Annotated in this window: 13 protein-coding genes; 4 read left to right on the top strand and 9 right to left on the bottom strand. The window is 64.8% G+C overall.

The features are described 5' to 3' along the window. Positions 1-4 precede the first annotated feature (4 nt). The 5 genes from AABQ55_RS21895 to AABQ55_RS21915 all read right to left on the bottom strand — a co-directional run bounded on the left by AABQ55_RS21895 (position 5) and on the right by AABQ55_RS21915 (position 5,374). Positions 5-415, bottom strand: a complete 411-nt coding sequence (locus AABQ55_RS21895; protein ID WP_272806564.1) for an NAD(P) transhydrogenase subunit alpha — start codon at positions 413-415, stop codon at positions 5-7. Then, complete coding sequence (locus AABQ55_RS21900) at positions 415-1,569, bottom strand: Re/Si-specific NAD(P)(+) transhydrogenase subunit alpha (RefSeq protein ID WP_272806565.1); 1,155 nt, start codon at positions 1,567-1,569, stop codon at positions 415-417. The genes AABQ55_RS21895 and AABQ55_RS21900 overlap by 1 nt, the downstream gene beginning before the upstream one ends. An 86-nt stretch (positions 1,570-1,655) precedes the next feature. Next, positions 1,656-1,880, bottom strand: coding sequence for an aa3-type cytochrome c oxidase subunit IV (locus AABQ55_RS21905; RefSeq protein ID WP_244768242.1), 225 nt, complete (start codon positions 1,878-1,880; stop codon positions 1,656-1,658). Positions 1,881-2,108: 228 nt separating this feature from the next. Beyond that, positions 2,109-2,882 carry an N-acyl amino acid synthase FeeM domain-containing protein gene (locus tag AABQ55_RS21910; RefSeq protein ID WP_244768241.1) on the bottom strand — a complete coding sequence of 258 codons (774 nt, stop codon included), beginning with the start codon at positions 2,880-2,882 and terminating at the stop codon, positions 2,109-2,111. Positions 2,883-3,064: 182 nt separating this feature from the next. After that, positions 3,065-5,374 (bottom strand): putative bifunctional diguanylate cyclase/phosphodiesterase, encoded by a 2,310-nt coding sequence (locus tag AABQ55_RS21915; RefSeq protein ID WP_272806566.1) that lies wholly within the window; start codon positions 5,372-5,374, stop codon positions 3,065-3,067. A gap of 454 nt (positions 5,375-5,828) precedes the next feature. Here AABQ55_RS21915 and AABQ55_RS21920 point away from each other — a divergent pair, with 454 nt between their 5' ends. After that, positions 5,829-6,608, top strand: a complete 780-nt coding sequence (locus AABQ55_RS21920; protein ID WP_272806567.1) for a gamma-glutamyl-gamma-aminobutyrate hydrolase family protein — start codon at positions 5,829-5,831, stop codon at positions 6,606-6,608. A 4-nt stretch (positions 6,609-6,612) separates the two neighbouring features. On the opposite strand, the gene AABQ55_RS21925 is transcribed toward AABQ55_RS21920, so the two are convergent. From AABQ55_RS21925 to AABQ55_RS21940, 4 genes are all read right to left on the bottom strand, one after another. Further along, complete coding sequence (locus tag AABQ55_RS21925) at positions 6,613-7,020, bottom strand: hypothetical protein (RefSeq protein ID WP_244768238.1); 408 nt, start codon at positions 7,018-7,020, stop codon at positions 6,613-6,615. Between the two features lie 61 nt (positions 7,021-7,081). Then, positions 7,082-8,071: a 2-hydroxyacid dehydrogenase gene (locus AABQ55_RS21930; protein ID WP_443021131.1), complete on the bottom strand. Its 990-nt coding sequence runs from the start codon at positions 8,069-8,071 to the stop codon at positions 7,082-7,084. Between the two features lie 28 nt (positions 8,072-8,099). Then, positions 8,100-9,128: a LacI family DNA-binding transcriptional regulator gene (locus AABQ55_RS21935; RefSeq protein ID WP_244768237.1), complete on the bottom strand. Its 1,029-nt coding sequence runs from the start codon at positions 9,126-9,128 to the stop codon at positions 8,100-8,102. A 58-nt stretch (positions 9,129-9,186) separates the two neighbouring features. Further along, positions 9,187-9,714, bottom strand: a complete 528-nt coding sequence (locus AABQ55_RS21940; RefSeq protein ID WP_272806568.1) for a MarR family winged helix-turn-helix transcriptional regulator — start codon at positions 9,712-9,714, stop codon at positions 9,187-9,189. A 105-nt stretch (positions 9,715-9,819) separates the two neighbouring features. On the opposite strand from AABQ55_RS21940, the gene AABQ55_RS21945 reads away from it, so the two are divergent. The 3 genes from AABQ55_RS21945 (at position 9,820) to AABQ55_RS21955 (ending at position 12,919) form a co-directional block, all read left to right on the top strand. Beyond that, positions 9,820-10,611, top strand: a complete 792-nt coding sequence (locus tag AABQ55_RS21945) for a creatininase family protein (RefSeq protein ID WP_272806569.1) — start codon at positions 9,820-9,822, stop codon at positions 10,609-10,611. 135 nt (positions 10,612-10,746) lie between these two features. Continuing rightward, positions 10,747-11,871, top strand: a complete 1,125-nt coding sequence (locus AABQ55_RS21950; RefSeq protein WP_272806570.1) for a CobW family GTP-binding protein — start codon at positions 10,747-10,749, stop codon at positions 11,869-11,871. A 58-nt stretch (positions 11,872-11,929) separates the two neighbouring features. After that, positions 11,930-12,919: a WD40 repeat domain-containing protein gene (locus tag AABQ55_RS21955; protein WP_272806571.1), complete on the top strand. Its 990-nt coding sequence runs from the start codon at positions 11,930-11,932 to the stop codon at positions 12,917-12,919. Positions 12,920-13,040: the final 121 nt, after the last annotated feature.

Below are 13,040 nucleotides of genomic sequence, written 5' to 3' on the forward strand. Positions count from 1 at the left end.
GGCCTCACTTGTCTTTTTTCTTGTACATCGCCAGCATGCGCTGGGTGACGAGGAAACCGCCGAAGATGTTGACGGAGGCGAGGATCAGCGCGACGAAGCCGAAGCCGGTCGCAACGCCCGAAAGCGAGATGCCGACGGCCAAGAGCGCGCCGACGACGATGACCGAGGAGATCGCGTTGGTGACGGCCATCAGTGGCGTGTGCAGGGCCGGCGTCACCGACCAGACGACATAGTAGCCGACGAAGATCGACAGCACGAAGATCGCCAGGCGGAAGACGAAGGGATCGATCGCCCCGCCGGAAACGCCGTGCGCCGCCGCAGCGGCCGCATCCGGCACATATTCTGACGCGGCGCGGACGGCTTCCACGGCGCGTTCGAGATCGGTGATCGCCTTGTCGAGAAGTTCGTTCGCCATCACTTGCCCTCCCCTTGCTGAACGGAGCCGCCGAAGTTCGGGTGCACGACGGCACCGCCGTTTGTCAGCATCGTCGCCTTGACCAGCTCGTCCTCGACATTGACCGAAACCGACTTCGTCTCCTTGTCGACCATGGTCTCCAGGAAGGTGAGAAGGTTCTTGGCGTAGAGCGCCGAAGCGGAGGCCGCGATGCGGCCGGGCACGTTGAGATAGCCGATGACCTTGACGCCCTCGACCTCGGCGACCTTGCCGGCCTCGGCGCCTTCGATATTGCCGCCGCGCTCGACCGCGAGGTCGACGGCGACGGAACCGGTGCGCATGGCCGCCAGCATCTGGCGCGTCACGAGCCGTGGCGCCGGGCGGCCGGGGATGAGCGCCGTCGTGATGACGATGTCCTGCTTGGCGATGTGGTCGGCGACGAGCGCGGCCTGTTTCGCCTGATATTCCTTGGACATTTCCTTGGCATAGCCGCCGGCGGTCTCGGCTGCCTTGAACTCGTCGTCCTCGACGGCGATGAACTTCGCGCCGAGCGAGGCGACCTGTTCCTTGGCCGCGGGGCGCACGTCCGTCGCGGAGACGGCCGCGCCGAGGCGGCGGGCGGTCGCGATGGCCTGGAGGCCGGCGACACCGGCACCCATGACGAAGACCTTGGCGGCCGGCACGGTGCCGGCGGCGGTCATCATCATCGGCATGGCGCGGTCGAATTCATGGGCGGCGTCGATGACGGCCTGGTAACCGGCAAGGTTGGCCTGCGAGGACAGGATGTCCATCGACTGGGCGCGCGTGATGCGCGGCATCAATTCCATCGCGAAGGTGGTGAGACCGGCATTGGCCATCTCGGCGATGGCCGCTTCGTTGCCGTAGGGGTCCATCGTGGCGATGACGATGGCGCCGGGCTTGTAGGCCGCGATCTCGGCGGCGGTGGGCCGGCGGACCTTCAGGACGACGTCGGCGGCATTCGCTTCGCCGGAGCCGACGATGCGGGCGCCGGCGGCCTCGTAGTCCGCATCCAGGATGCGCGAGGCAAGGCCTGCACCGGCCTCCACCAGCACATCGAGCCCGAGGCCCTTCATTTTCTTGACCGTTTCGACGGAACCCGCGACGCGGCCTTCGGCCGGGTCACTTTCCCTTGCTATAAAAACACACTGACTCAAACCGTGGTCCTCCCCCCGAGACTGGCCGTGTTGGATCACGGCGCCGGGTGGCGCCGCATGACAAACCGCGGATGCGGTTGTTCAGGTCAACGCAGCAGGAAGTAGCCGACGACGTTGAGAATGATGAGGAGCAGAAGGCTCGAGAAGAAACCGGCGCTCGTGAAGAAGCCGGCGGCCATGGCGACCAGCAGCGCGACGCAGAACAGCGTGCCGTATTTGGCACCGGCGATGAAGAGGTCGTAGGTCTTCTCGTGCTCCGGGTAATCCATCGCAGCGCCCGTTTCGACCGGTCCGGAATGATGTTCAGCCATAGTCTACCTTCTCCTAAGCGCCCGCACCCGTCAGCCGGAAAGCCCACGACGAGCGCCAAAACAGATTCCCTCAAGCGTGAAGACACGCGTCTTTCTGGCCATACACAATGGATCGGCAAAGCGCAACGGCAAGGCGGGCAGCGCGTTTCGACCTGTATCGTTTCCGAAACAGAACGGGCCGGTTTCATACGAAACCGGCCCGGCATGCGACATCAGAACGCGGGCGCCTCACCCGGCATAGGCATTGCCGGAAAGCTCGATCCGCCCGCCGCCGAAATGCGCGCGGCGCGCCGTCGGGCGCACCGTCAGCGGGCTGAACGGCAGGTCGTCGCCGCGCGCGAACATCATGCGGCGCTCATAGGGCTCCGACTTGAAGAACGGGAAGCGCTGGTAGAGCGAGGGCAACGTCTCCTTGACGTTGGTCGCCAGCAGCATCAGGTCGATGATGAACTTGCCCTGGTTGCTCTTCGGCGAGGCGACGAAATCGGCATCGAAGACGCGCTTGTAGAAGGCCGAATGCGCGGGCTTGACCATTTGCACGCAGCGATCCGTCTGGAAATAGTCCGTCGCCATCGTGGCGATGCGCAGCGTCAGATACGGAATGGCCGGCATCTCGCTCCAGATCTCCGGGTCGGCGGCAAGACGCACCGGATCGATCAGCGACATGCCCGCATCGAGGAAGGCATTGATCTCGTCCGGGAAGACCTTTCCCGACGAGGTGACGCGGTGCTCGGGCGTCACATGGTGCAGGCGCACCGTGGAGATCAGCCGCTCCTCGTAATAGATGCCGAAGACATAGGCATGGCTGTCGAAATCCACCTCGTCGATGAGGACCGCCTGTTCATCGAGATGCATGACGGCGCCGGCCTTGTAGGCCTTGTAGCGGATGCGGGCGACGTCTTCCATGTCCTCGCCCGTCTCCACGCGGCGATACTCGATCCTGTCGAGCAGTCCCAGAAGCTTGTCCGAAAAGCGGTTGGTCGCCGTCTCTACGCTGGCCATTGTCCCCGTACCCCGATTGAAAAACACCGGCAGCCACCGCGCTGCCGTCACTACAATCGTCGATATAAGACAATTTGTGTAAAATACCATTCATTAACCTTAATATATGGTTAACACTAATTTTGAATAAGCTGATATATCGTGTCGAATTCACACGTTACGAGATTGGGTGGTGGAAAGGATCAGGCGACGCGGCGGCCGCGGCGGCGGGATTCGCCGGACTTGCGGGCAAGGGTCTCGTAGAGATCGCGCAGTGCATCCGGCGACATGGGTGCCGCAAAGACATAGCCCTGCACGAGGTCGGCGCACTGGTACTTGTTGATGAGGGCGAGCTGCTCGCGCGTCTCGACGCCCTCGACGACGATGCGCAGGCCGAGCTCGCGGGACAGGTTGACCGTGCCGCGCAGGAGCTTGAAGCGGCGCGCGTCCTCGCCGATGTTGCGCACGAAGGAGCGGTCGATCTTGATGACATCGAGCGGCAGCTGGTCGAGATAGCTGAGGCTGGAATAACCGGTGCCGAAATCGTCGATGGCGATGGTGATGCCGCGGGCGCGCAGCTCCTGCAGGATCGCCTGCACCTTGACCGGCTCTTCCATGAGGCAGCTTTCGGTGACTTCCAGATGCAGCCGATGCGGCGCGAGCCCGGCCGCCTCCAGCGCCTCGGTGACGAGATCGATGATGCCGGTGCCGCGCAGGTCCTGCACGGAAAGGTTCACCGATACGCCCATATGCGCCGGCCAGCCCGCGCAGTCGGCGCAGGCCCGCATGATCATGAAGCGCGTGATCTCGGAGACGATGCCCATCTCCTCGGCGAGCTGGATGAAGACATTCGGCGGCACCGGGCCACGCTCGACATGCGTCCAGCGCGACAGGGCCTCGCAGCATTCGATGCGCGAACCGTCCGGCACGAACATCGGCTGGTAGGCGACGGAGAGCGTGTTGCTGGCGAGCGCTTCGCGCAGGTCGTCCTTGAGCTTCTGACGATCCATGTAGCGCGCGTCCATCTCCTGCTCGAAGACGGTGACGCTGCCCTTGGCGCGCGATTTCGTCTCGAAGAGCGCAAGGTCGGCGCGGATCTGCATTTCCTCCAGCCGGAAATCGTCGCTCGGCACCATCACGGCACCGGCACTGAAGGAGACGAGGAACGTCATGCCGTCGAATTCGTAGGTGCCGCGCAGTTGTTCGTGGAAGCGGCGCATGCGCGTTTCGAGGTCGCGGCGGTTCGTCTCGTTGGGGAAGAAGAGGATGAACTCGTCGCCCATCAGATGGCCGACGAACACCTTGTCGCCGGCAAGCCGGCGCAGGCGCTCGGCAATGGCGCAGAGCAGCCGGTCGCCGGTGACGTGGCCCTTCATGTCGTTGACATGCTTGAAGTCGTCGATATCGAGCACCATGAAGCCGACCGTGCCCGGCTTCTTGCGCTCGCCCAGCGCCTCCTGCACGAGATCGGCGAAATAGGTGCGGTTCGGCAGGCCGGTGAGGCTGTCGTAGCGCACCATGTGCAGGATCTTTTTTTCCGCCCGCACACGTCCGGTCACATCCTCGAAAATGAGGACGGCGCCGCCGTTCTCGCGCGGCGAGGCGGTGAATTCCAGATAGAGCCCGTCCGTGACCTGCACCAGCGCACGGGACCGTTCGCCCTTCAGGAGTTCGTCGAGCTGGCGCAGGATCGTCTTGCTCTGCTCGGCGTTGAGGAAGGTATTGCGCACGCCGAACCTGAGCACCACGTCGAGATGGCAATCCTTCAGCCGCTCCTGGTTGCCGAGATGCAGGAGTTCGCAGGCCCGGCGGTTGGCGACGAGGATCCGGTGGTCGGCGTCCAGCATGAACAGGCCGTGCGGCATGTTGTTCAGCGCCGTGTCGAAACGGTCGGCGATAATGGAGACCTCGCGGGTCGCCAGCACGTTCTTGTAGAGGAATTCGCGCACGCCGTTCGCCATCATGCGCGTCGTCATCACGAAGGGCAGGATGAGCACCGCAAGCACCGCATGGTAGAAATCCTGCAGGCCCAGGAAGCCCACGACCATCGGGAAACAGGCGGAAAAGGTCATGTAGTCGACCGCCCGCTTCGAGCCGCAATTGCGCCCGACGACGGAAACCATGGTGGCGAGCGTCACCGCGATACAGGCGAGTTCCGCAAAGCTGTCGCGGCTGAAGAGCAGGCTGTAGCCGCAGGCCGTGCCGAGCGCCAGCGTCGTGCCGACGGCGCCGAGATTGTACCAGTTCTCCCAATAGCGGATGCCGTCCATGTCGAGCGCGGCATGGTCCACCCGGTCGAAATGGCGCATGCCGACGGCGCGCAGCGACCAGATGGCGACGACGAGGCCGCTCCAGATCAGGAAGAAGGGGTCGGCGGTCTTGGCGTAAACGAAGGAGAACGTGATGACATGGGAGATCATGCCCACGAAAAGGGTCTGGCGGTTTCCGTACAGCGAGCTGACGAACGATAGGTACACATCAGCCGGCAGTGTGTTTTGACCCTTATCCTTCATGGATTCGGCACTCCCTATACCAAGAGAGGGTTACCGACCAAAATTTAATGAATGATTTCGGGAAATTACCCAATAACAAGGGTAGTGCCCGGCATCATTGCACGCCCGTTCAACCCATGGAAGGTACATTCAACCCAATATTGCAATATTGCCGATTTCCGCGCAGCAAACTCAACCTGACATGAGTCATGCTTATAATTTCCTGTCTCCGGCACGACACAGTATTACGCAGCAGCGGGGCGAGAAAAATTTAGCGTGCAATCGCTGTTTGCAAGCCTTTGGTTAACGGAGCGTGGCTGGCGGACCGCAAATCCTGTCGAATCTCGATGGAGCCGCAAGCCTCCTGTCCCCTGGAAACAGGGCATCCGTCGTCATTTCGCCGAAATGGGGGAATTGACTGATGGTGGATTTGATAGCAAATCCTCATTTGGTATTTCTTTTTCCGGAGCCCACCATGTCGAAACCCGTCGTCGCCATTCCCGCCGATATCAGGGAAATCGAAGGCAACGTCTGGCAGGCCACCCCGAACCAGTATGTGCGCGCCGCCGTCAAGGGTGCGGACGTCACGGTGTTCCTCGTGCCGGCGCTCGAAACGGACAACGATTTCGACGGCATTCTCGACCGGGTGGACGGGCTCCTCGTCAGCGGCTCGCGCACCAATGTGCATCCTTCGCTCTACGGCAAGGAAGCGACCGAGGCGGAAGGCCCCTATGACACCGCGCGCGACGCCACCAGCCTGCCGCTGATCAGCCGCGCTCTGGAACGCGGCATTCCGCTGCTCGCCATCTGCCGCGGCATCCAGGAGTTGAACGTCGTGCTCGGCGGTACGCTCGCCAACGAGATCCAGGAACAGCCCGGCATGTGGGATCACCGCAAGCCGGACACGCCCGTGCTCGACGTCGCCTATGGCATCCGCCAGACGGTCATCGTCAAGGAGGGCAGCTGCCTTGCCGCCGTCGTCGGCGCCGGCGAGGTGCAGGTCAATTCGCTGCACCGGCAGGCGATCTCCGACATCGCGCCGCGCCTTGCCGTCGAAGCCGTCGCCGAGGACGGCACGATCGAGGCCGTCTCCGTCATCGGCGCCAAGGCCTTCGCGGTCGGCGTGCAGTGGCATCCGGAATATTGGGTCGGCTCCGACCAGCCGTCGAACAGGCTTTTCGCGGCCTTCGGCCAGGCCGTGCGCGACTATGCCGCCTCCAAACAGGCGACCGCGCACCGGACCGCTGCCGAATAATCGCTCAGTCGGCAGAAATCATCGTGATCATGGCGTCGGCGGGCTCGACGGCCTCGTAGGCAAGGCCGTCGCCGTCGACGACGGTCAGGATGGGCTCGCCCTGCGCATCGGCGACGACCACCGTGCCGTCGCCATTGTTGACCCAGGTCCGCGCCGCGGAGAGGCGCGGCCAGACCGCATCGCAGTCGATGTTGGCGGCAAAGCGTTCACTGCGGCTCGAGATGCGGCCGCCGCGCTCGGCAAGGCAGGCGGTGTTCGCCACGACGTTGGAAATGGTATAGCTATGCGTTCCCGCCGGCGCGGGAATGGACCGCGTCGTCACCGGGTCCACAGCCGGCGTCCGGTCCGCGGCAACGCTCCAGAGCCCCAGCGACAACACGCCGGCCACGGCGGCAAGCATCAGCGTCTTCATGGGGCTCTCCTTCGCAAGCGACTCGATGGCAAAAGCATGCGCCCGCAAACTTGCCGAAAGGTTAACGAAGGCTTTCCGGACCGTTCCCCGCTTTTCGCGTAAAGGGCGTTTCGGGCACCGGCGTCAGGGCCACGCCGCGCTCGAACCAGGCGAAGAGATTGTCCGCCACAAGGTCGGCCATGGCATCGCGTGTTGCCACCGAAGCCGAGGCGACATGCGGCAACAGCGAGACGTTCGGCAGGTCGAGCAGCGCCGGCGGCACGTTCGGCTCGTCATAGAACACGTCGAGCCCGGCCGCCGCGATCACGCCGTCCTTGAGCGCCGCCGCGAGCGCCGGTTCGTCGACCGTCCAGCCGCGTCCGACGTTGATCAGCACGCCGTTCGGCCCCAGCGCCCGAAGGATGTCCGCATCGATCGTCCGGTGCGTCTCGGCCGTCTTCGGCACGATGGCGATGAGGATGTCCACCGCGCCCGCCAGTTCCGCCAGAGACGGATAATAGGCAAAGGGCACGCCCTCGCGCGGACGTCGCGTGTGGTAGGCGATCTCGATGCCGAAACCCTTCAGCCGTTCGGCGATGGCCATGCCGATGCGCCCGAGGCCGTAGATGCCGGCCTTGCGGCCGCGCAGGCTGAGCGGCGTCAGCGGGAACGCACCCTCGCGCGCCCAGCGGCCCTCGCGCAGCCAGGCCTCGGCCTGCGGGAAGCGGCGCACCGTGTTGAGCAGCAGGCCGATTGTCGTATCGGCCACCTCGTCGTTCAGCACATCCGGCGTGTTGGTGACGGTTATGCCGCGTGCCGCGGCGGCAGCGACATCCACACCATCATAGCCAACGCCGAAGCTCGCGATGATCTCCAGCGCGGGCAGATGTTCGATCATCGCCGCGCCGAGCCCGCCGGAGACGGCAATGCCGGAAATGCCTGCCGCCTCGGACCGCGCAAGCAGCGCCGGATCCGCCCGCTCGATGCGCACCACATCGAAGGCATCCTTCAGCCGGTCGAGCACCCGCTCGCGGATCGTGCCCGGCACGAGAATGCGCGTCTTGACCACCATGGCGAAATCTCCGTTTGCCCGGTTTGCCTCAGCCTTCCGGATGGGGCTTCAGCGGCCCCGTGGACTGGCGAATGCGCATTTCCGGCTTGATAAGGTGAATGCCGTCCGGCTCGTGGCTGCCCGAAAGCTTGTCGAGCAGCGCGCGGGCGGCATTGCGACCGACCTCGGACTGGCCGTTCCAGACGGTGGTGAGTGCGGGCGTCGCGATCGCCGCCTCCTCCAGGTCGTCGTAACCCGTGACGGAGACATCGCGGCCGGGCACGAGGCCGGCGCGGGCGATGCCGTTCATCAGGCCGATCGCCACGAGGTCGTTCCAACAGACCGCCGCGGTCGGCTTTTGCGGCAGGGAGAGGAAATGCACCGCCGCCTCGAAGCCGCCCTGCTTGGTGCGTGGACCGGGGATGCGCAAGCCGGGATCCATCTCGATATTGGCCTTTCGCAGCGCGTTGACATAGCCCTGGTAGCGGTCGCGGCCGGTCGACGTCTGGTCCGTGCCGCCCACCATGGCGATGGTGCGGTGGCCGAGACCGATCAGGTGGTTGGTGGCGAGCGAGATGCCATAGCTGTCGTCGCCGCGGAAGATCGGCACGTCCAGCCCCTCGATCGAGCGCGCGATCAGGATCGCCGGCATGCCGTTGTCCTCGGCAAGCTGGATATCCTCCGGCGGCGTGCCGATGGCCGGCGACATGATGACCCCGTCCCCGCCGAGCTGCAGCAGCGTCTCGACGAAGTTGCGCTGCTTTTCGACCGAATCGTAGTGGTTGGAGAGGATGAAGGTCTGCCGGTCGCGATCGAGCTCGCTCTCGATGGCTTTCAGGATCTCCGCATAGAACGGGTTCATGATGTCGTGCACGACGACGCCGATGATGCCCGACCGGGAGGTGCGCAGGCTGGCGGCGCGGCGATTGTAGATATAGCCGAGCGCGCGGGCCTGTTCCTTGATCCTGTCGCGGGTGGAGGCTGCAACCAGCGGGCTGTCCCTGAGCGCAAGCGATACCGTCGCCGTGGAAACGCCGAGCGTCTCCGCGATGGTGGAAAGCTTGATTTTCTGTGCCACGACCCCTCCCCGACGAACGCCAAGCAACACGGCGTTTAAAACCGTTTATTTAAACAGTTTAAATCTCGTCGGCAACTGCCTTTTCGCTATCGCGCGGCGCATCCGGCAGGCCGCCATGCAGGTTTTCGTCCACGGCGCGAAGCAGCTTGAGCAATTGGCGCACGTCCTTTTCGCTCAAACCTTCCGCCGCCTGCTGCTCGCTGAGCCGGCCCGCCTCGGTGATATGACCGATGGAAGCCTCGCCGGCGGGCGTGAGGTGCACGACGGTCAGGCGGCCGTCCGTCTCATCCGGCCGCCGCTCCACGAAACCCTGCGCCTCGAGGCGCCCGATCGTGCGCGTCATGGTCGGCGCCTTGACGCCGAGCCGGGCGGCGAGCGCCCCTGCGGTCAGGCCCCCCTCCTCGGCAAGCGCCAGGATCACCCCGTCCTGGCCGGCATAGAGACCGGTGGCGAGAAGATTGCGCGACAGTACCGTGCGCATGGAGCGGGCCGCATTGACGACGGCGGCGGCAAGACCAGCACCTGAGACATCCGTGTGCCCCTTCTTCTTCTTGCCCTTCTTGCCGTCCTTGTGCTTCTTGCCCATCGATTGCCTCCGCCTCACCGTTCCCTGCGTTACCCTTGCATCGCGGGCATGGCCCTGTATGACTCATGTGACAGTCGGGCGGCAAGACGGGACGAGAGGCAGGCAATGGCGCATCCAAAGATGCGATGGAGCGAGAACGACCCGGCCTTGACGGCAGGGGACCGCGCCGACTGGATCGCCGTCCTGCCGCTCGGCGCCCATGAGGGCCACGGCCCGCACCTTCCGCTCGAAACCGACACGCTGATCGCCGAGGGCATCGTCTCCCGGCTGATGGACGTGCTGCCGGCGCACCTGCCCGTCACCATCCTGCCCACGGAGCCCGTCGGCTATTCGCCGGAGCATCTCGATGTGCCGGGCACGCGTTCGCTCGGTTACGCGGAGGCGGTGGAACGCTGGCTGGGCATTGCGGGGGACCTCAAGGCGAAAGGCATCCGCAAGCTCGTCCTGCTCAACGCGCATGGCGGCAACGCGCCGCTGATGACGATTGTCGCGACGGAGGCACGCGTGCACCTCGACATGCTCGTCGTCGCCACCGCATGGACCCGCTTCGGCCAGCCGGAAGGCTGGATTACGCCTGAGGACAAGGCGCTCGATATCCACGGCGGCGACATCGAGACCTCCGTCATGCTCGCCCTGCATCCGGAACGTGTCCGGATGGACAGGGCGGAGCGCTTCGGTTCGCGGCAGGCGGAATTCGCCGCGCGTTTTGCCCATCTGCGCGCCTATGGTCCGCATGCCTTCGGCTGGAAGATGTCCGACCTCAACCCCAAGGGCGTTGCCGGAAACGCCGCCGCGGCAACGGCGCAAAGGGGCGAGTTGCTGCTCGCCCATGCCGTGCGCGGCCTCCTCGCCCTTCTTGAGGACGTCGCCGCCTTCGACGTGGAAACGCTGCGTTAAAGCGGCTCCGGCAAAGGCACGGGGCGATTTTGCATGACGACAAAGGCCGGATCGCATTTGCGCTGGCCCGTCCGATCTCCTATATCAGACGCCAACCGGACGCCGCACGCGTCCCCGCCATCGCTCGAGGTTCCCATGACCGAAACAGCCCTTCCCAAGCCCATTCCCGTCACCGTGCTCACCGGCTATCTCGGCGCCGGCAAGACGACGCTGCTCAATCGCATCCTGACCGACAACCACGGCAAGAAATATGCCGTCATCGTCAACGAATTCGGCGAGATCGGCATCGACAACGACCTCATCGTCGAGTCCGACGAGGAAATCTACGAGATGAACAACGGCTGCATCTGCTGCACCGTGCGCGGCGACCTGATCCGCGTGGTGGAAGGCCTGATGCGCCGCCCCGGCCGGTTCGATGCCATCATCGTCGAAACGACGGGCCTTGCCGATCCGGTGCCGGTCGCCCAGACCTTCTTCATGGACGACGACGTGCGCCAGAAGACCGAGCTCGACGCCATCGTGGCGCTGGTCGACGCAAAGCACCTGCCGCTGCGCCTGAAGGACAGCCGCGAGGCGGAAGACCAGATCGCGTTTGCCGACGTCGTTCTGATCAACAAGACCGACCTCGTCAGCCCGGAAGAGCTGGCCCGGATCGAGGCGACCGTGCGCGTGATCAACCCGTCCGCCCGCATCCACCGCACCACCCGTTCGGAAATCGACCTTTCCAAGGTTCTCGACCAGGGTGCGTTCAACCTGGAGCGGGCGCTGGAAAACGACCCGCACTTCCTCGACCACGACCATCCGGACCATGTCTGCGGCCCCGATTGCGGCCACGACCATCACCATCATGGTCACGACCACGACCATGATCACCACCACCATGATCACGACCATCACCACCACGATCATGATCATGACCACCATCACCACGACCACGGCGTCTCGCCGATCCATGACGTGACGGTGCAGTCGATCTCGCTGCGCGGCGGCGAGATGAACCCGGACCGCTTCTTCCCCTGGATCCAGAAGATCACCCAGACGGACGGCCCGAACATCCTGCGTCTCAAGGGCATCATCGCCTTTGCCGGCGATGACGAGCGCTATGTCGTGCAGGGCGTGCACATGATCGTCGAGGGCGACCACCAGCGCGCCTGGAAGGACGGCGAGACGCGCGAAAGCCGGCTTGTCTTCATCGGCCGCGATCTCGACCGCGAGAAGATCGAGCGCACCTTCAAGGCCTGCGAGGCCCAGAAAGCATGATGCCGGACCGTGTGAAGCGATTTTCGGATACCGTCCTGCGCATGAAAGACAAGACCTGATGCCGACAGTCGCGCCTCTTGATCTCGACGGGCACGTCGTCGCGGCCGCCTTCCTCGGCGACGTGCCGTTCTTCGCCACCGCCTCCGGTGCCATCCACCGCCTCGACCACGGCGAGAAGGTCACCGAGGCGCATGACGGGCTGCTCGCCTGCATTCGCGACGAGGCGAACGGCACGCTGATCACCGGCGGCGAGGACGGCAAGGTGCAGCGCATCGCCGCCGACGGCACCGCGACGCTTCTGGCCGAAGTGCCGCGCAAGTGGATCTCCGTCGTTGCCGCCGGCCCGCAGGGCGCGGTCGGCTTTGCCGAGGGGCGCACGGCGCGCGTCCGCCTTGCCGACGGCACGATCAAGGAGTTCGCCGAAAGCCGCTCGGTCGAGGGCATCGCCTTCGCGCCGAAGGGCCTGCGCATCGGCGTGGCGCGCTACAACGGCGCCTCGCTGCACTGGGTGGCAATGGCCGGCCAGCCGGTCGATCTCGAATGGAAAGGCGCCCATACCGGCATCACCTTCTCGCCCGACGGCCGCTTCGTGGTCACCAGCATGCAGGAAAACGCCCTGCATGGCTGGAAGCTCGACACCAAGCCCGGCGCCGAGACGCGCCACATGCGCATGACGGGCTATCCGGCCAAGGTGAAGTCGCTGTCCTGGTCGGTGAAGGGCAAATGGCTCGCCTCGTCCGGCGCACCGGCGGCGATCGTCTGGCCGTTCTCCGCCAAGGACGGGCCGATGGGCAAGCCACCGCTGGAACTCGGCACCCGCGCCGACGTGATGGTGACCTGCGTCGCCTGTCATCCCGCGGAAGAGGTCGTCGCCATCGGCTATTCCGACGGCATGGTGCTGGCCGCCCGTTTTGCCGACAGCCGCGAAGTGCTGCTGCGCCGCCCCGGCAAGGGCGCGGTCACCTCCCTGGCCTGGAGCGGCAACGGAAAGCTCCTCGCCTTCGCCAGCGAAGCCGGCGATTGCGGCGTCATCGACCTGGCCGGCTGAGCCAGGCACCATCATCAGCTTGAAGCAAGCCTGCGCCTCTAGAGGTCCCAAGGGGATTTCCGGGGGCCGGGCAGCCATGCGCTCGCGAAACAACCTTGCTTTTTTACCGGGATCGGGCCCG

Source organism: Shinella sp. WSD5-1, from assembly GCF_963942435.1.
In the GTDB taxonomy this organism is placed as follows: Bacteria; Pseudomonadota; Alphaproteobacteria; order Rhizobiales; family Rhizobiaceae; genus Shinella; species Shinella yambaruensis.